At 62.9% G+C, this 17133-nt stretch carries 16 protein-coding genes; 8 read left to right on the forward strand and 8 right to left on the reverse strand.

Going from position 1 to position 17133, the window contains the following annotated elements; genetic code table 11:
- The 3 genes from EOC93_RS27490 to EOC93_RS27500 form a co-directional block, all read right to left on the reverse strand.
- The coding region (locus EOC93_RS27490; protein WP_164759296.1) for a GntR family transcriptional regulator at positions 1–487 on the reverse strand (487 nt) is incomplete at its 3' end.
- Between the two features lie 287 nt (positions 488–774).
- Complete coding sequence (locus tag EOC93_RS27495; RefSeq protein ID WP_095483305.1) at positions 775–2019, reverse strand: glycerate kinase; 1245 nt, start codon at positions 2017–2019, stop codon at positions 775–777.
- A 32-nt stretch (positions 2020–2051) separates the two neighbouring features.
- Positions 2052–3548 carry an SLC13 family permease gene (locus EOC93_RS27500; protein WP_158302505.1) on the reverse strand — a complete coding sequence of 499 codons (1497 nt, stop codon included), beginning with the start codon at positions 3546–3548 and terminating at the stop codon, positions 2052–2054.
- Positions 3549–3816: 268 nt separating this feature from the next.
- On the opposite strand from EOC93_RS27500, the gene EOC93_RS27505 reads away from it, so the two are divergent.
- Positions 3817–4539, forward strand: coding sequence for a haloacid dehalogenase type II (locus EOC93_RS27505; RefSeq protein WP_095483304.1), 723 nt, complete (start codon positions 3817–3819; stop codon positions 4537–4539).
- A 129-nt stretch (positions 4540–4668) separates the two neighbouring features.
- Here EOC93_RS27505 and EOC93_RS27510 read toward each other — a convergent pair whose 3' ends face one another.
- From EOC93_RS27510 to EOC93_RS27520, 3 genes are all read right to left on the reverse strand, one after another.
- Positions 4669–5118, reverse strand: coding sequence for a DNA polymerase III subunit chi (locus EOC93_RS27510; protein WP_095483205.1), 450 nt, complete (start codon positions 5116–5118; stop codon positions 4669–4671).
- A gap of 19 nt (positions 5119–5137) precedes the next feature.
- Positions 5138–6649, reverse strand: coding sequence for a leucyl aminopeptidase (locus EOC93_RS27515; RefSeq protein ID WP_095483303.1), 1512 nt, complete (start codon positions 6647–6649; stop codon positions 5138–5140).
- Between the two features lie 101 nt (positions 6650–6750).
- Entirely contained in the window at positions 6751–7926 is a 1176-nt protein-coding gene (locus EOC93_RS27520; RefSeq protein ID WP_127206189.1) for an NAD(P)/FAD-dependent oxidoreductase, read from the reverse strand.
- A 28-nt stretch (positions 7927–7954) separates the two neighbouring features.
- Between EOC93_RS27520 and EOC93_RS27525 the strand changes: the two genes are divergently transcribed.
- The 7 genes from EOC93_RS27525 to rsmA all read left to right on the forward strand — a co-directional run bounded on the left by EOC93_RS27525 (position 7955) and on the right by rsmA (position 16082).
- The gene (locus EOC93_RS27525; protein WP_127206190.1) at positions 7955–8272 is read left to right on the forward strand and encodes a hypothetical protein; all 318 of its coding nucleotides are present in this window, start codon (positions 7955–7957) and stop codon (positions 8270–8272) included.
- On the forward strand, positions 8269–9471 hold the full coding sequence (gene lptF, locus EOC93_RS27530) for an LPS export ABC transporter permease LptF (RefSeq protein WP_095483204.1): 1203 nt from the start codon (positions 8269–8271) through the stop codon (positions 9469–9471). The genes EOC93_RS27525 and lptF overlap by 4 nt, the downstream gene beginning before the upstream one ends.
- A 16-nt stretch (positions 9472–9487) precedes the next feature.
- Positions 9488–10570, forward strand: a complete 1083-nt coding sequence (gene lptG, locus EOC93_RS27535; protein WP_095483301.1) for an LPS export ABC transporter permease LptG — start codon at positions 9488–9490, stop codon at positions 10568–10570.
- Positions 10570–12993 (forward strand): LPS-assembly protein LptD, encoded by a 2424-nt coding sequence (locus EOC93_RS27540; RefSeq protein WP_164547244.1) that lies wholly within the window; start codon positions 10570–10572, stop codon positions 12991–12993. The genes lptG and EOC93_RS27540 overlap by 1 nt, the downstream gene beginning before the upstream one ends.
- A gap of 250 nt (positions 12994–13243) precedes the next feature.
- Complete coding sequence (locus EOC93_RS27545; protein WP_164759297.1) at positions 13244–14179, forward strand: peptidylprolyl isomerase; 936 nt, start codon at positions 13244–13246, stop codon at positions 14177–14179.
- 12 nt (positions 14180–14191) lie between these two features.
- Entirely contained in the window at positions 14192–15220 is a 1029-nt protein-coding gene (gene pdxA / locus EOC93_RS27550; RefSeq protein ID WP_095483203.1) for a 4-hydroxythreonine-4-phosphate dehydrogenase PdxA, read from the forward strand.
- A gap of 22 nt (positions 15221–15242) precedes the next feature.
- Positions 15243–16082 carry a 16S rRNA (adenine(1518)-N(6)/adenine(1519)-N(6))-dimethyltransferase RsmA gene (gene rsmA, locus EOC93_RS27555; protein WP_095483202.1) on the forward strand — a complete coding sequence of 280 codons (840 nt, stop codon included), beginning with the start codon at positions 15243–15245 and terminating at the stop codon, positions 16080–16082.
- 34 nt (positions 16083–16116) lie between these two features.
- Here the strand turns inward: rsmA and gmk are convergent, their stop codons facing one another.
- Positions 16117–16791, reverse strand: coding sequence for a guanylate kinase (gmk, locus tag EOC93_RS27560; protein ID WP_164759298.1), 675 nt, complete (start codon positions 16789–16791; stop codon positions 16117–16119).
- Positions 16792–16796: 5 nt separating this feature from the next.
- Positions 16797–17133: DUF1732 domain-containing protein (locus tag EOC93_RS27565; RefSeq protein WP_164759299.1), on the reverse strand; the 337-nt coding region annotated here is incomplete at its 5' end.

Here is a 17133-nt window from a genome sequence, read left to right on the forward strand (position 1 = left end):
CTTCCGGGCCCGACGTGCCAGTGGCAAGATGGACGCGCTCCATCTCGATGAGTTTTTGCTCGATCGTCCGCAGATCGTCGGCTGTCCGCCGCCGCGCCGCAACCATGCTTGCCTCGGCCTCGATGCCGCGGCGCACCTCGAGGGTGTGCAAGAGACCGTCACGCAGCTCTGCCGTATTGAGTGACAGCGGCAAATGGATCGTGCCGGCGGATATCGGCTTGAGCAGGTAGGTGCCGCTGCCTTTGCGGGTCTCGGTGACGCCGAGCGCTTCGAAACGCCCCATCGCCTCCCGTATCGTCGAACGCCCGACGGAAAGCGCGGCCATCAATTCGCGTTCGGTCGGAAGCCGGTCACCGCTCTTCAGCGCGGCGCGCTCGACATAGTCGGCCAGCGCCTCCATGACCTGCTTGCCGCGATCCAGCGGCGGGAGCGTGGCGATTGCCACACGCGTGGCAGGTGCCCCGGGCAGTTCGCCGCGCGCTCGCATGGGCACTTAGATCCAAAATTGGTCTGACATCTTAGCAGTTTTGCGCGCGGTCGACCTTTCGTCAAGTGGGCTGGGCGGTGTCTCAGTTGAATTTCGGCTCACGACCCTTCTCTGCCATTCCTGCGGAGAAGTTTAAGCGGAAGCCGTGACCCTAGTCGGTCATTCCCCCCTGCCGAGATGGCATCTCGAAAGCCGACGTTAGAGGCAACTGGCGCTCGTGGGTCGGAGTTCGCATTCGCTAAGGCAAATCGCCGGGTAGGACGGATCTCTAAAGCCCCTTTTCGCCTTTAATCGCTATGAGGCCGCAATAGTCCGGTGTCGCCGCTGTGGCATACCAGGCCGTTTTCTGCCATGCGCCGCACAATGCGGGCTGGAGGTCGGGCGAGCCTTATACCAACGCTCATCAGGCGCACGGCATCCTCGGCGGCTCGCGTCAGCAGCTTGCCGGCATTTTCGATCGCTTCCTCCAGTGAGCACGGCCGTTTGAGAATGCTGGCGAAGGCATCAATGCCGTGCTCGAAGTTGAGCGTCACACCTTTGCCAATCGTTCCGGCGAGTGCAATGACGGGCAGGCCGCGCAGCTTGGCGCGGCGCGCCACCTCGGATGGCACCTTGCCATAGGGCGTTTGGCCATCCAGGCTTCCCTCGGCGGTGATCACCAGGTTCGCGCGATCGATCAACGCGTCGAGGTCAAGATACTGCATCACGATCTCGTAGCGCGGATGGAGCCGGCCCAGAAGAAGGCCGAGCACGGCTGCTCCTAGGCCGCCCGATGCGCCGGCACCCGGAGCGGTGTCAACCTGAATGCCGGTCGCACGCTCGATCGCCTTGGCATGGACTTCCATCGCTGCAGCAAGCTCCTCGACCTGCGCCGGCGTTGCTCCTTTCTGGGGACCGAACACGCGGGCAACACCTTTGGGTCCGAGCAGCACATTGTGCCAGTTGACGGCCGCATCGATCCGCACCTTCGCGAGGCGGGGATCGATGCCCGTCATGTCGATAGAAGCGAGATGCCGGAGCGCGGCCCCGCCTCGCGCGAGCGGGCGGCCGCTATCGTCGAGAAACCGCACGCCGAGCGCCTCGGCCATGCCGGCACCACCGTCATTGACGCCGCTGTCGCCGCAGCCAAGCAGGATTCGCTCGGCACCGGCATCGAGGGCGGCGCCGATGAGCTCGCCGACGCCGAAGCTTGTCGTCAGGCACGGGTCGCGGCGATCCCGTGGAACGAGACGCAGGCCCGCCGCTGCGGCCATTTCTATCACGGCGGTGCGGACTGGCTGACCACCCATGAATCCGATGAAGGAGTCTACCGGGTCCCCCACCGGGCCAGTGACGGATAACCGGTGCAGCGTGCCACCGGTCAGATTGACCAGTGCGTTGGTGAAGCCCTCCCCGCCATCGACCATCGGCGCCTTGAGAATGGTCGCGTCCGGCATCGCCCGTAGAATTCCGGCAGCGATGCACGCCGTCGCTTCATCGGCAGTCAGGCTCTCCTTGAAACCGGAAGGCGCAATCAGGATCGTCATCGACATTTTGGTTTCCTTTCTAAAATAGCAGGCGGAAGTCATGCCTTGGCGGGCATTGTGGAAAGTGTTTCGATCGGCAGGCCAAGGAGCGGCCAGACGAACAAGGAGAAGGCGACGAGCAGAGCGACGAAGAGCGGCAAGAGGAACAGAGCCAGCCGGAGGAGGTCTGCCTGTGTGAAGGTTAGGGTCTCCGCAGAACCGAACAGGAGAACCGGCTTTGCCGAGACCATCAGCGTCTGACAGAAGCCACTGCCGATCGTCGTCACGAAGATTAGGACCGATGGATCGACGCCGAACGCCGAAAGCGGCAAGGCAACCGCTGGGATGAGGACGCTCGCGCGCGCAGTGCGAGACATAATCACGATATGTGCCAGGCTTGAGATCACGGCAGCGATGGCGATGACCATCCATGGGGCTAATGACAGGTGGCCGCCGAGCGCCGCAAGCGTCTGGTCGACGAGGTAGCGTGCGGTGCCGGAGGTGAGCAGCGCCTCGCCGATCAAAAGCGTGGCCGCGAGGAACAGAAGCAGGTTCCACTCGACACCCTTAAGCGCCTCTTTAAGCGAAATCCCCGACACCGGCTTGGAAGCGGCAAGCAAGGCACCGACGAGCGCGATGACGGCAATATTCTGTCCATGCAGCGCGTTCGTCGCCCAAAGCAGGACGGTCGCGCCCATGATTGTCAGCACGGTAGCATCGCTGCATGAATTTGAACGGTGCCTGACCGGTAGCGTGCCGATCGCGGCCCTGCGGTCTTCGGCGGACAGAAACAGAAGTTGGATCAGGCCGCAGGCAAGCAGACTCGTGACGAACCCGAACGGCCCGCCGAGAAGCGCCCAGTGGGCGAAGCCGATGTCTGTGTCGCTGACACGCCTCATGAAATCGGCGGCAATCAGATGTGCGCCAGCTCCGGTCAGCGAAGCACAGGCTGAGAGCAAGATGACGGAGGGAAACAGAAGCGCGAGCCCTCTGGTCACGGATGGTCTGCCGATCGCACTCGAAAGACCGAAGAACACGGGCATGAGGATCGCCGCGCGGGCTGAGGTAGAAGGAATCACGAAGGCGGTCAGCGCAATGACCAGCGTCGCGCCCCAGAACATTCGGGAAACCGTCCTGCAGCGCGTCAGCGCGACGCCTGCCAGGCGCTCGGCGGTACCGCTGCTGCGCATGACCGACGCCATGACGAAAGCGGCAATCAGGAGCCAGATGATTTCGCTGCCGAGCGTGGCAAAGAGGGCCTCTTCGTCGACCGCACCCGAAACAACAAGGGCAAGCGCGCCGGCGAGCGCCACAGGCATGTCGGGCAGGCCGAGCACTACCCAGGCGATCAGGACCCCGGCGAAGACCGAGAGCGACAGTCGGCCTTCAATCGGCAGGCCGTCCAATCCGTAAAGAATGACAAAGGTGCAAGCTTGCAGGGAAAGCAAGCCGATGACCAATCTGGGTGATAGCGGCCGGAACAACCATGCCTGCCGCCCTTCGGCATCGGCGAATGCACCGACTGTGGCCCTCGTCGTGGGAACGCTATGCAGCATGGAAGCACCTTCCATCTCCGGTTGAGATGGCGGGTTAACGGGCCAAGCCGAGGCCTATTCCAGCTCACCTGACACTTTTTTGACAGGTAGATGACGGCGATGAGGTCGAGAACACGGAACCGGTGCTGCCAGAAGATCGACGGCCGGTTAATCCATGAAGGGCAAGCTGAGTTGGCGAACCAGCCCGTTTCCGACCGGGTCCGTGCGGTCGACTTCTCAGGCCGATCCATGCCAAAGACGCAGTGTGCGGATCAAGGAGCCGAATGTGATGCCATTGGATGGTGTACGTGCCTTGGTATTCGACGTATTCGGCACTGTCGTCGATTGGCGCAGCGGCGTGGCGCGCGAAGCTGAACCGTTCCTGAAGCGGCATGGAGCCGGAACGGCCATTCCTACCGCTTTCGCGGATGCGTGGCGCCGCCGTTACTCCCCAGCGATGGAGGAGGTGCGCAGCGGCCGACGGCCCTTTACACGGCTCGACGTGCTGCATCGGGAGAATCTGGAAGCTGTTTTGCCAGAATTCGGGATCGACCCGGCGTCGGTGCCGGCGTCCGAGCTGGACGAACTGAACCTGGCATGGCACCGATTGGAGCCATGGCCGGACGCGGTGGCAGGCCTCACACGGCTGAAGGCCCGCTATATCATCGCGCCGCTCTCGAACGGGAACATCGTCCTCATGCTCAACATGGCGAAGCGTAGCCGCATCCCCTGGGATGCGATCCTCGGCGCCGAAGTCGTGCGAGCGTACAAGCCGATGCCGGAAGCCTATCTTCGCACCGCTGACGTCCTGGCAATGAAGCCAGATGAGATCTGTCTTGTGGCCGCTCACAATGGCGACCTTGCAGCGGCTCGGGCATGCGGATTGCGAACAGCCTTTGTCCCGCGTCCGACCGAGCACGGATTAGCGCAGACCACGGACTTGCACCCTGATCAGGCCTGGGACCTGGTGATCAGCGACTTCATTGAATTGGCTGAACGGCTTCAGTTGTAGCGCGTCTCAACGATCAGCAAACCACCCTTTCAGGGTTCTTCCACTTTTGGTCCGATGCTCTTTATTCGACATCGCGACCCGATTGCTCGGCGATCTGATCCCAGGTTGACGATAGCCAAGGCGGCAGCTTCACGCCTTGCGTTCCCAGCGCCGATCTGAAGTCTGCTGCCAGTAGGTGACCGCGTGGCCGGCTTCCTTCATCGTCTTCCAGTGCATGCGCGCCGCCTCGACCTGGGCCGCATCGTGGCCGTCGAATAGGAACACGGCGCGCTCATAACTACCAAGCTCCGGCGGCGCCGCGCCGTCGACCAGGAAGCGTATCTGCGCCTCGTTCGGATTGTCCTGGCCGGTGGTCAAAAGGATCGGCTGCTCGGCCAGATGGGATTCGCGGTCCGTCGCGTGCGCCAGGAACGAATCGTCTCTGAATATCCACAGATGCTGGTCCAGCGCGTCGCGCCGCTCCTCGGTGCCGGCCTGCACCACGGCGCGCCAACCGCGATCGACGCTGCGCTCGAGCAGGCCGGGGAGCGCATCCTCCAGCGTCGATTCGGTCAGGTGATAGAATAGGACGTCAGCCATGATTGCGCCTTGAAAGGCCTCACCCCTCGTAATTGTCGCGCATCAGTCGGTCGAGCAGCCTGACGCCGAAGCCGGAGGCCCATGACTGGTTGATCTCGCTGGACGGCGCGCCCATCGCGGTGCCGGCGATGTCGAGATGCGCCCAGGGCGTATCCTTGACGAAGCGCTGCAAGAACTGCGCCGCGATGATGGCGCCGCCGTAGCGGCCGCCGATGTTCTTCATGTCGGCATTTTTCGAATCGATCAGCTTGTCGTATTCGGCGCCGAGCGGCATCCGCCACACTCGTTCCTGCGTCGCCTGCCCGGCGCTCGTCAGCCTGTTCGCCAATTCGTCATCGTTGGAGAACAGCCCGGCATAGTGCTGGCCGAGCGCGACCATGGTGGCGCCGGTCAGCGTCGCCAGATTGACCATGAATTTCGGCTGGAAGCGATCGTTGCAATACCACAGCGCATCGGCCAGAACGAGGCGGCCTTCGGCGTCGGTGTTGAGCACCTCGATGGTCTGACCCGACATCGAGGTGACGATGTCACCGGGACGCTGCGCGTGGCCGTCGACGGCATTTTCCACTAGCCCGATGATGCCGACGACGTTGGCCTTGGCCTTGCGCGCGGCCAGCGCGTGCATCAGCCCTGTCACGGCGGCCGCGCCGCCCATGTCGCCCTTCATGTCCTCCATGCCGGAGGCCGTCTTTATCGAATTGCCGCCGGTGTCGAAAGTGACACCCTTGCCGACGAAGGCAACCAGGCTGTCCTTGGCCTTGCCGCCGTTCCATCGCATGACGGCTATGCGGGCGCCACGCGGCGAGCCTTGCGCAACGCCGAGCAGCGCGCCCATGCCGAGCTTCTTCATATCCTTCTCGACCAGGATCTCGACCGTGACGCCGAGCGCTTCCAGTTCGCTGACGCGGGCGGCGAATTCCACCGGCCCGAGTATATTGGCCGGTTCGTTGACCAGGTCGCGCGCCAGGAGCACCCCGTCGATCACCGCCACCTCGTCGGCGAAGGCCCTTTTCGCCGCCGCCGGATCGGTGGTGTGGATGGTCACCTTGACCGGCTTTTTGGGCTCGGCCTTCTTGCCATCGCGCTGGCCGTCATTATTGTCCTTTTTCGTCTTGTACTTGTCGAAGGTATAGCTGCGCAGAAGGATGCCCGCGGCAAGCTGTGCCGCTTGCCTGCCGCCGACGTCAGCATCCGGCAGATCGAGCACGACGGTCACCTCGGTGGCCTTGCGCAAGGATGCAGCGATCGTGCCGCCGAGCTTCAGCCAGGCATGGTCGTCGAGCCCCGAGACCTTGCCGACGCCGACCGCCACCAGCCGGTCGAGCGATGTGCCCTCCGGCGCCAGCACTTCGACCAGGCTGGCGAACTTGCCGGAAAAGTCGGCCACCGGAAACGCCCGCTCCAGGGTCTTTGCCGGATCGCAAGCCTTTGCCGCATCGCCGAGACCGCCATCGTTGGCCGCCAGCACGAAGACACTGCCCTTTTTGGGCGCTGCGAATTTGGCGAAGGCGATCGAAGGTCTCGAAGTCATCATGTCCTGCTTTCGGGAACGGCGTTGGGTTTTGGAAGAGTGCCTTGACGAAACCCGATACTTGGCCGTTTCCGACCGCAAGCACCACCCTATTTTTCAGTTCATCGCCTCTGCCTGACGATCTGCTGCGCGATTGCCTTGGCCTGAATTCGGGCATTGGCGAAGCAACCGCGAATGCTTGGCCGCATGCCGGTAAACCGCAGGCCGGGCAATTTCGGGTCGGTCTCGCCGCCGTTGAAAAGGGGAACGCCCCTGCCGTCGAGGACGCCGAGCTTGCCAACCATGCGTTCGAGCCCGGTGCGGTAGCCGGTCGCCGCGATGACGATATTGGGAGCGATCAGGTTGCCGTTGTCGAGGATGACGCCGTCGCGGGTAAATTCCCTTACCTGCGGCAGTACCACGACCTGACCGGCCTTGATGGCGCGAACGGCGCCGTCGTCGGTGGCGATCGCAGTGTAGTCGTCGGTCAGGCGGCTTGCGCCCCCCGAGGACGCGGGCGGCAGGCCAAACTTCGTCAGGTCGCCGAAAACCAGGCGCTGCGTTGCCGCCATCACCGCATCGGCGAGCCAAATCGGCAATCGCGCCAAGAACGGCGAAAGCCTGTGGACGGCGATCTTGCCGACGCGTTTGGGCAGCAGCGAGGGGCCGTTGCGCGCCGACAGCCAGATAGAGGCGGCGTTCGCCCCCGCCAGATGATTGAGCACGTCGAAGCCCGAATTGCCAGCGCCGACAACCAGCACCTTTTTTCCCGCATAATCCTCGGCTTTGCCAAAATCCGCCGAATGCATGATGCGGCCGGCAAAGTCGTCGGCGCCCTTCCACTGCGGAATGAACGGCTGCCGGTCGCGCCCGGTGGCAACGACGACATGATGCGCCGGCAGGGGCCCGGCATTGGTCTCAACGGTCCATTGATCGCCGCTGAACGCGATCTCCTCGACGGCGACGCCAAGCCGGATCGGCAGATTGTGCGCCTGGCTGAAATCGTTCAGGTGGCGGATGACTGCTGTTTTGTGGGGAAAGGCGGGGGTGCCTGCGGGATAATCGACGCCAGGCAGCGTCGAGAGATCGCGATGCGAATTGAGATGCAACCGTTCGTGCCGCCGGTACCAGGGCTCGGCAAGCCGCCTTTCCTTTTCCAGGACAAGCGTCGGCACGCCGGCCTTTTTCAGCGCATGGGCGGCGGCCAGCCCCGCCGCGCCGGCGCCGATCACGATCGCACCGTGAAAAATCGATTCCTGGCCGGTTTGACCGCGCAATTCTGTTACTTCTGCTTCCATGTCTGTACCCGTCGCGGCCACGGCGGCCATGACCGTGATCGGCGCGACATTTGGTCGTTTTCCGGCATTTGGCAAGACTTTGCCGGAATCAGATCCCATATGGCGGATGGAATCGACGGCGATTCGTCGCGGCACGGCCCCGCTTTGCTGCCGCAACCTGTTGTTAACCATCGATGTTCGCCCTTTCTTATCCATTGCCGCCGACACTCCGGCCACCGGGAATAACGATGTGGGACGGGAAACCAGATCGAACCGCCAAACGGGACCGGTTGTGCAGGCGTCGCCGGACGACTACTTTGTCTGGAGGCATGATGCCGTTCGGCAAAATCGAGAAAAGCCTTTATGAAGGTCGTTGAACGCTACATCATGCGTCGCGCGCTGGCGGTGTTCCTGGCAGCGCTTATTTGGACGCTGGCGATCGTGTGGACGACGCAGGTGCTCGCCCGCATCGATCTCGTCACCGACAGCGGCCAGTCGGCGCTGACCTTCTTCGAGGTCGCTGCGCTGATCATTCCGTCGATCATCCCGATCGTCGTGCCCTTCGCCCTGGTGGTCGCCGTCGCTCAGACGCTGAGCGCGATGAATTCCGATTCTGAGCTTGCCGTCTTGAACGCCGCGGGCGCCTCGCGCTGGACCATCGTCAGGCCGATCATGCTGCTGGCGCTGGCGGCCAGCGTCTTGTCGTTCGCCGTCGACAACGGCGTCGATCCGTATGCACGCCAGAAAAACCGCCAGCTGGTGGCGTCGTCGCGTGCCGATCTGTTGTCGCTGATCATCCAGGAAGGCACCTTTCGCAAGATCGACGACGGCCTGTTCCTGCAGATTGGCGAGCGGCTTCCGGACAACCGCCTCGGCGGCATCTTCGTCGCCGATTCGCGCGAAGAAGGCGTTAACCTCATCTACTACGCCAAGACCGGAGCCATCATCGAAAACGGCGACGAGAAGGTGCTGATGATGAACGACGGCGTCATCCATCGCGAAACGCTGACCGGCGATCTTTCGGTCATCCGATTCACCTCCTATGCCTTCGACCTGTCCGCCTTCATGTCGGCCTCATCGGACGTGTTGCTTTTGCCGAAGGACCGGACGACCCAATACCTGCTCAATCCCAGTCCGAACGACAAGGCGTTCCAAAAAAAGCCGAACAGGTATCTGGCCGAGCTCAACCAGCGTTTTTCCGAATGGTCCTATTCACTTGTCTTCGCGCTGATCGCGCTTGCGGTCGCGGGAGATGCGCGGTCCCATCGCGAGGCGCGCATCCATCCGCTGATCACGGCCATCGCGATTGCGCTTTTCGTACGTTGGCTTGGTTTCTTTGCCGCCGGTAAAGCCGACAACGTTCCGCAATATGCCTATATGGTCTACGGCGTTCCTATCGTGGCGTCCGCGGTCGCGACATGGTTCATAGTCTCCAACCGGACCATGGAGCTGCCGGTCGCCTGGGCCGACTGGATGACGAATTTCGCCGGTCGCTTCAGTGACGGCTGGAGCGCCATCAAGCTTCGCTTCGCCAGGCGTGGCGCTTCTGGCCAAGGGGCCGGCTAATGGGCTGGACACGCTAATGGGCTGGACCCTGGGTAGATACTTCTTCTTCCGCTACGTGACGATCACCATCTGGTTCTTCATCGGCCTGTTGGCGCTCGTGTTCCTGATCGACTTCACCGAGCTTTCCGGTCGCACGACCGGCTTGCCGGGCTTCACCTACGGGACGGCGTTCGCCATTTCAGCGCTGAGGATGCCGATGATCATGCTGCAGACGGTGCCGTTCGTCGGGCTATTCTCGGCGATGGCGACGCTGGTCTCGCTCAATCGCAGATATGAACTGGTCATCGCGCGTTCCGCCGGCGTATCCGCATGGCAATTCCTGCTGCCGTGCTGCATCGGGGCGCTGCTGTTCGGCGTGTTGTCGGTCGGCGTCATCAATCCGATCGCCGCGCATGCGTTTTCCTGGTCCGAAAAGATCGAAACCCAGCTCCGCTCCGGCAAGTCGAACGCCGTGTCGGCCGACGCCGAGCCCTGGATCCGGCAGAAAACCAGTACCGGCGATACCATCATCGGCGCGCGCGCCATTCTCAATCAGGGCCTCGAGATGGCCGATGCCGTCTTCTTCATCCTCAGCCCGCAAGGCGACATCGTCGAACGCAAGGACGCGGCGCACGCCTTTTTGCGCGATGGCTACTGGGAACTGCAGGACGTCAAGGTTTTCCGGGACGGCAACATCCAATCGGTGGCAAGCGACCGGGTGTCGACCAATCTCAAGCCCGAATTCGTGCAAGAGCGGCTGGCGCGCCCGGAAACCATCCCTTTCTACGATCTGCCCAGCAAGATCGAGGTTGCCCGCTCCTTCGGCCTCAAGGCAAATGCCTTTGCCATGCAGTTTGATTCGCTGGTGGCGCTGCCGTTCCTTCTCGTCGCCATGACGCTGATTGCCGCAACGGTGTCGATGCGATTTGCGAGGATGGGACAATCCGCGACGATGATTCTGGGTGGCGTCCTGGCTGGGTTTCTGCTTTATGTCGTGACGGTGCTGGTCAAGGCATTCGGCGTGGCGGGATTCGTACCCACAGTCGTGGCTGCATGGGTTCCGGTTGTCGTGGCTATGTTCTTCGGGGTGACTTTCTTGCTGTACAAGGAAGACGGCTAGTGAGGGGGGCGGTTTTGCGCATCCATAGGCAGGCCGGTTTGGCGCGCCTCTATGGGGCGAGCGCCTTGGCATGCCTGCTCGCTTGCGTCGTCCCGAATATTCCGGCTTCTGCCCAGGATATCAGCGACATGGCAGCCGACGTCCCCGCCGGCTCGCAAATGCTGCTGGCGGCGGATACGCTGGTCTATGACAACGACAACCAGACAGTAACGGCCGTCGGCGGCGTCCAGATCGACTATGGCGGCAACCGCCTTGTCGCCCAGCGGGTCGAGTACAATCGCAACACCAAGCGCCTCGTCGCCAGCGGCAATGTCGAGGTCATCAACAGCGACGGCACCAAGATCTATTCGCAGCATGTCGACATCACCGACGATTTCGCTGATGGCTTCGTCAACGCGCTGCGTGTCGAAACCGTCGACAAGGCATATTTCGCCGCCGAAAGCGCGGAACGCATGGGCGGCGTGCTGACGACGTTCCACAACGGCGTGTACACGGCCTGCGAGCCATGCGAGGACCAACCAGACAAAGCGCCGACCTGGCGCATCAAAGCCAGAAAGATCATTTGGAACGGCGAGAAGAAGACGGTTCGCTTCGAGAATTCGAATTTCGAGTTCTTCGGCTTTCCGCTTGCCTATCTGCCGGCCTTCGAGATTGCCGACCCTACCGTTAAGCGCAAGAGCGGCTTCCTGATTCCCGGCATTGCCTACAAGAGCGAGCTCGGCGTCGGCGTCAAAGTCCCGTATTATTTCGCGCTCTCACCAACCTATGACCTCACCGTCACCGGCAGCGGCTACACCAAGCAAGGCTTCCTCGGCGAGGCCGAGTGGCGCCAGCGCTTCAACAACGGCCAGTATAGCCTGAAGGTCGCCGGCATCCGGCAAGAGGACCCCGACGAATTCATCGACAGCCACGGCAACAATGTCGATTCAGGTTCGGCCGGCGACCCGAACAAGTTCCGCGGCATGATGGGCACCAAGGGTCAGTTCGCCATCAATCCGCGCTGGGACTTCGGCTGGGATGTCCTGTTGCAGACCGACAAGAACTTCTCGCGCACCTACGCCATCGAAGACTTCAACGAGAGCGTGCACCACTCCTCGATCTACCTGACAGGCCTCAATGGCCGCAACTATTTCGACGTGCGCGCCATGCGCTTCGAGGTCCAGGAAAAGACGCTCCCTGACGATCCGACCGCGCGCGCCGGCAAGCAGCCCTGGGTGCTGCCCTCGCTCGACTACGCCTACATCCCCGACATGGCTGTGGGCGGCGGGCAATTGTCGTTCAACGTCAACGCACAGGCCATCAGCCGTGAAAGGCTGGATAGGATCCTTTCCGATCCGAACAACGCTGCGTCCGTCAATAATGTCCGCGGCATCGAGGGCCAGTCGGGCCGCCTCACCACCGAAGCGGAATGGAAGCGCACCTTCACCACCGATGGCGGGCTGCTGCTGACGCCGCTGCTGGCGCTGCGCGGCGACGTCGGTTATGTGAATGCGTCCTCGGCCTCGCTCACCGCCATCAACCAGATGGCGATGAACCCGGAGATAAATGCCAGCGATGACATGCGGACATCACTCGCCCGCTACATGGCGACCGCCGGGCTGGAAATGCGCTGGCCGGTGCTGTTCTCGTCGACCAGCTCCAGCCACATCTTCGAGCCGATGGCGCAGGTGTTCGTGCGTCCGAACGAGCAATATGTCGGTGGCCTCGCTGTCCCCAACGAGGACGCCCAGAGCTTCGTCTTCGACGCCACGACATTGTTCGAGCGTGACAAGTTCTCCGGCTACGATCGCATGGAAGGCGGCACGCGCGCCAATGTCGGGCTGCGCTATTCCGGCGCCTACGACAATGGCTGGAGCACCAACGCGCTGTTCGGCCAATCCTACCAGCTGGGCGGTCGCAACTCCTTCGATTCGCCGGACCTGGTCAATGTTGGAGCCGATTCCGGTCTTGAGACCGAGACCTCCGACTATGTCGGCCTCGTCGGCTTTAATAGCCCCAGCGGAGTTTCCGGCTCGGTCAGCGGCCGTTTCGACGAGCAGAGCCTTGAGGTTCGCCGCGCCGAGGTGAAAGCAGCCTATTCCGGCCTGCCGATTTCGCTCAGCGCCAAATATGCCTTCATCCAGGCGCAGCCGCTCTATGGCTTCACGACCGATCGCCATGAGGTCACGCTCGGCGCCTCGACGCAACTTGCCGAGAACTGGCGTGTCTTCGGCACCGGCACCTACGATCTGGAGCAAAGTGTCCTGGTCAAGGACGGGGTCGGCTTTGCCTATAGTGATTCATGCTTCACCTATTTGATGACGTTCTCAGAATCCCGCGACCTGGAAACCAAGGAAGTGTCGCAGAACATCGGTTTCAACTTGTCGTTCCGCACGCTCGGCGATTTCGGCTCGTCACAAAGCTCCATCGACACCATTCAGTAGCAGACACTAGCCAGTAGCAGACGGCTGGCCAGCAGCAGACGGCCGGAACAGGCGGCCAACGTGTCGGCCCGAAAGTCGGAATTGATTTTCGGAAAGCACGATGCGTAGATTCAAAGTGTTTAGAGAGTACCTTGTGCGCCCAAGTGGACGCACGTCGCTCTAACGACATCGTTTCGCCGCATAGGGCAGGCACGGGTTTCAGCTCCCTCATAATGAGATAGAATTGGGCCGGAACCGAGATAGAATTGGGATGCTTTCGATGAGGAAATACCTCTTTTCGGCAGGGTTCGCGCTGCTGGTGGCGGCGACCTCGGCCTCGATCACCATGATGACGCCGCCGGCTTTCGCCAGCCAGATCAAATACGTCGTCAACAACGTACCGATCACCACCGGCGACATCCAGCATCGGGCTGCCTTCCTGCGCCTGCAGCGCAAGAAAGGCGACGCCGCCGACGAGATGATCGAGCAGACGCTGCGCGTCGCCGAAGCCAAGCGTCTCGGCATCCGCATCAGCGACGCCCAGGTCGACGCCGCCTATCAGCGCTTTGCCACGACCAACAAGATGCAGCTCAAGCAACTCGATGGCGTCATGGCGCAGTCCGGCGTCGGCAAGGAGCATTTCAAGGAGTTCATCCGCTCCCAGATGGCCTGGAATCAGGCGCTGACCGCGCGCCATCGCTCCGAGAGCGGCGGCGGCGCCATGAGCGAGCAGGACGCAGTCAGGCGCATGCTCGACAAGGGCGGCGCCAAGCCGACCGCCATGGAATACATGCTGCAGCAAGTCATCTTCGTCGTGCCGGCGGCCGAGCGCAGCGCTACGCTGTCCAAGCGCAAGCGCGAGGCTGACGCCATGCGCGCCCGCTTCAACGGCTGCAACACCTCGCGCGAATTTGCCAAGGGCCTGATCGACGTCACCGTTCGCGATCTCGGCCGGGTGCTGGCGCCGCAATTGCCGCCGGAATGGGCCGACCAGATCAAAGCCACCAAGGTCGGGGGTGCCACCAGCACGCGCGAGACGGATCGCGGGGTCGAGTTCATCGGCATCTGCTCGTCACGCGAAGTGTCCGACGACAAGGCCGCCCAGATGGTGTTCCAGAGCGAAGGCGCAACCGGCAAGGACGCCGACGAGCTCTCCAAGAAGTACGTCGAGGAGTTGCGGAAGAAAGCCCGCATCGTCGAGCGCTAAGACACCCTGGGCGTGCCAGAGATACAGCTTCCGCTGGCGTTGAGCGTCGGCGATCCGTCCGGCATCGGGGCGGAGATCGCCATTGCCGCCTGGCAGGCGCGCGACAGCGCCGGTGTGCCGCCCTTCTATCTTCTCGCCGATCCGGCGCTGGTTTCCGCACGGGCGCGCCGGCTCGTCGCCGATATGCCAATCACGGAGACAATGCCAGCCGAAGCGGCGCGCGTCTTTACACGCGCCCTGCCCATCGTGCCGCTAGTCGCCCGCTTCGTCGACGACCCCGGCCGGCCGGACCCAGCCAACGCCGCCGGCATCATCGAGGCGATCGACCGCGCTGTTGACGACTGCCTTGGCGGTCGCGCAGCGGCTGTTGTCACGTGCCCGATCGCCAAGAAGCCGCTCTACGATGCCGGTTTCCGTTTCCCCGGCCATACCGAGTATCTGGCGCATCTGGCGACGCTCCACACCGGCGCCGAAGCAATGCCGGTGATGATGCTTGCCGGTCCCGAATTGCGCACGGTCCCGGTCACCATCCATATTGCGTTGAGCGAGGTGCCGAAAGCGCTGACGACGGACTTGATCGTTGCGACCGCCCGCATCACCGCTGCCGACCTCGAACATCGTTTCGGCATCGCCAAGCCTCGGCTTGCCATTGCCGGCCTCAATCCGCATGCCGGCGAAGGCGGCGCGATGGGCGCCGAGGATCAGCACATCATCCGCCCGGCGATCGACAGGCTGAGGGCAGAAGGCATCGATGCTTTCGGGCCGCTGCCGGCCGACACGCTGTTCCATGCCCGCGCCCGAACCGGCTACGATGTGGCGCTGTGCATGTACCACGACCAGGCGCTGATCCCGGCCAAGGCGCTGGCTTTCGACGAGGCGGTCAACGTCACGCTCGGCCTGCCCTTCATCCGCACCTCACCGGATCACGGCACCGCCTTCGATATCGCCGGCAAGGGCATAGCCCGGGCCGACAGCCTGATCGCGGCGCTAAGGCTCGCCCGCAGGCTTGCCGACACCGGGACGAAGGCTGCCATCGCATGAGGCTTTGCATGAGAGCGGTCGCATGAGCATCGACGGGCTGCCGCCGTTGCGCGCGGTGATCGAACGCCATGGGCTGCAGGCAAAAAAGGCGCTTGGCCAGAATTTCCTGCTCGACCTCAATCTGACCGGCAAGATCGCGCGCACCGCCGGCGACCTGACGGACGCCACGGTGATCGAGGTCGGTCCGGGTCCCGGCGGCCTAACCCGGGCGCTGCTTTCCCACGGCGCTGGTCGGGTCATCGCCATCGAGCGCGACGAGCGCTGCCTGGCGGCGCTCGCGGAGGTGTCGGATCACTATCCGGGCCGTTTGGAGATCATTGCCGGCGATGCGCTGAAGACGGATTTTGCAGCGCTTGCCCAAGGGGCGCTTGGGGGCAACGGATCTGTGAGGATCGTCGCCAACCTGCCCTACAACATCGGTACCGAGCTTTTGGTGCGCTGGCTGACCGTTGCCGATTGGCCGCCTTTCTACGCATCGATGACGCTGATGTTCCAGCGCGAGGTGGCCGAGCGCATCGTCGCCCGCCCCGGCAGCGATGCCTATGGCCGGTTGGGTGTGCTGGCAGGCTGGCGGACGGAAGCAAAGATCGCTTTCGACGTGCCGCCGCAAGCGTTCACGCCGCCGCCCAAGGTGGTGTCGTCGGTGGTGCATCTGGTGCCGCGGGCAAGTCCCCTGCCCGCCGAGGTCAAGAAGCTCAGCCGCGTCACCGAAGCGGCCTTCGGCCAACGCCGCAAAATGCTGCGCCAGAGCGTCAAGGGCCTCGGCGGCGAAGCCCTGCTCACGCGCGCCGGCATCGATCCGACGCGGCGCGCCGAAACGCTTGATATCGAAGAATTCGTGCGGTTGACCAACGCAGTGTAGCTCTTCTCCTCGTTTACGGGGAGAAGGAAGGCGCCTAATCCGTCTTCTCGTCGAGCAGGCCCGAGACGAAATCGAACAGGCCGGGCCGGCGGTCGCGCCTGAGTCGCTCGGCGATGACGATGCCGCGCACTTCGGCGAAGGCACGATCGAGATCGTCGTTGATGATGACGAAATCATATTCCTTCCAGTGCTCGATCTCGTTGCGGGCGTTCTTCAGACGCGTCTCGATCACCGATTCCTGGTCCTCGGCGCGGCGCTTCAGCCGTGCCTTCAATTCCTTCATCGAGGGCGGCAGGATGAAGATGGAAACGATATCGGCGCGCATCTTCTCCTTGAGCTGCTGGGCACCCTGCCAGTCGATGTCGAACAGCATGTCGCGGCCCTGTGCCAGCGCCAGTTCGGCCGGCTCACGCGGCGTCGCGTAGCAATTGCCATGCACTTCGGCCCATTCGAGCAGTTCGTCGGAATCGCGCAGCCGCTCGAACTCACGCATGGTGCGGAAATGATAATGGACGCCCTCGATTTCGCTGCCGCGGCGCGGCCGCGTGGTGACGGAGACCGACAGTTCGAGGCTAGAATCGCTTTCCAGGAGATTGCGCGCAATCGTCGACTTGCCGGCACCGGACGGCGACGACAGCACGAGCATCAGGCCCCGTCGGCGAATACGGGAGCCCAAATCCTTAGCAACCATCGGCTCCTTGGCGACCATCAGGGTTACTCCAGATTCTGGACCTGTTCGCGAAACTGGTCGACGACCGCCTTCAGCTCCAGCCCTATGGCGGTGACCGTAGCGGCGTTCGACTTCGAACACAGCGTATTCGATTCGCGGTTGAATTCCTGCGCCAGAAAATCGAGCTTGCGGCCGATGGCGCCGCCGCCTGCCAGCAGCACCCGGCCGGACGCGACATGCGTCTTCAGCCGGTCGATCTCCTCGCGGATGTCGGCCTTGGTGGCCAGGAACGCCGCTTCCATATGCAACCGGCTGGCGTCGAGATTGGCGGAGGCATCCATCAGCAGCCGGACCTGCTCGGCAATCCGTTCGCGGATCACC

The organism is Mesorhizobium sp. M6A.T.Ce.TU.002.03.1.1 (assembly GCF_003997275.1).
Lineage (GTDB): Bacteria > Pseudomonadota > Alphaproteobacteria > Rhizobiales > Rhizobiaceae > Mesorhizobium > Mesorhizobium mediterraneum.

Bases quoted from the DNA above. Each gene is read 5' to 3' on its own strand.
- EOC93_RS27495 (WP_095483305.1), bottom strand. From the start codon at position 2,019: ATGTCGATGACGATCCTGATTGCGCCTTCCGGTTTCAAGGAGAGCCTG.
- EOC93_RS27545 (WP_164759297.1), top strand. From the start codon at position 13,244: ATGCTTTCGATGAGGAAATACCTCTTTTCGGCAGGGTTCGCGCTGCTG.
- EOC93_RS27500 (WP_158302505.1), bottom strand. From the start codon at position 3,548: ATGCTGCATAGCGTTCCCACGACGAGGGCCACAGTCGGTGCATTCGCC.
- EOC93_RS27510 (WP_095483205.1), bottom strand. From the start codon at position 5,118: ATGGCTGACGTCCTATTCTATCACCTGACCGAATCGACGCTGGAGGAT.
- lptF (WP_095483204.1), top strand. From the start codon at position 8,269: ATGAAGGTCGTTGAACGCTACATCATGCGTCGCGCGCTGGCGGTGTTC.
- EOC93_RS27520 (WP_127206189.1), bottom strand. From the start codon at position 7,926: ATGGAAGCAGAAGTAACAGAATTGCGCGGTCAAACCGGCCAGGAATCG.
- EOC93_RS27515 (WP_095483303.1), bottom strand. From the start codon at position 6,649: ATGACTTCGAGACCTTCGATCGCCTTCGCCAAATTCGCAGCGCCCAAA.
- rsmA (WP_095483202.1), top strand. From the start codon at position 15,243: ATGAGCATCGACGGGCTGCCGCCGTTGCGCGCGGTGATCGAACGCCAT.
- EOC93_RS27525 (WP_127206190.1), top strand. From the start codon at position 7,955: ATGACCGTGATCGGCGCGACATTTGGTCGTTTTCCGGCATTTGGCAAG.
- gmk (WP_164759298.1), bottom strand. From the start codon at position 16,791: ATGGTCGCCAAGGAGCCGATGGTTGCTAAGGATTTGGGCTCCCGTATT.
- EOC93_RS27505 (WP_095483304.1), top strand. From the start codon at position 3,817: ATGCCATTGGATGGTGTACGTGCCTTGGTATTCGACGTATTCGGCACT.
- lptG (WP_095483301.1), top strand. From the start codon at position 9,488: ATGGGCTGGACCCTGGGTAGATACTTCTTCTTCCGCTACGTGACGATC.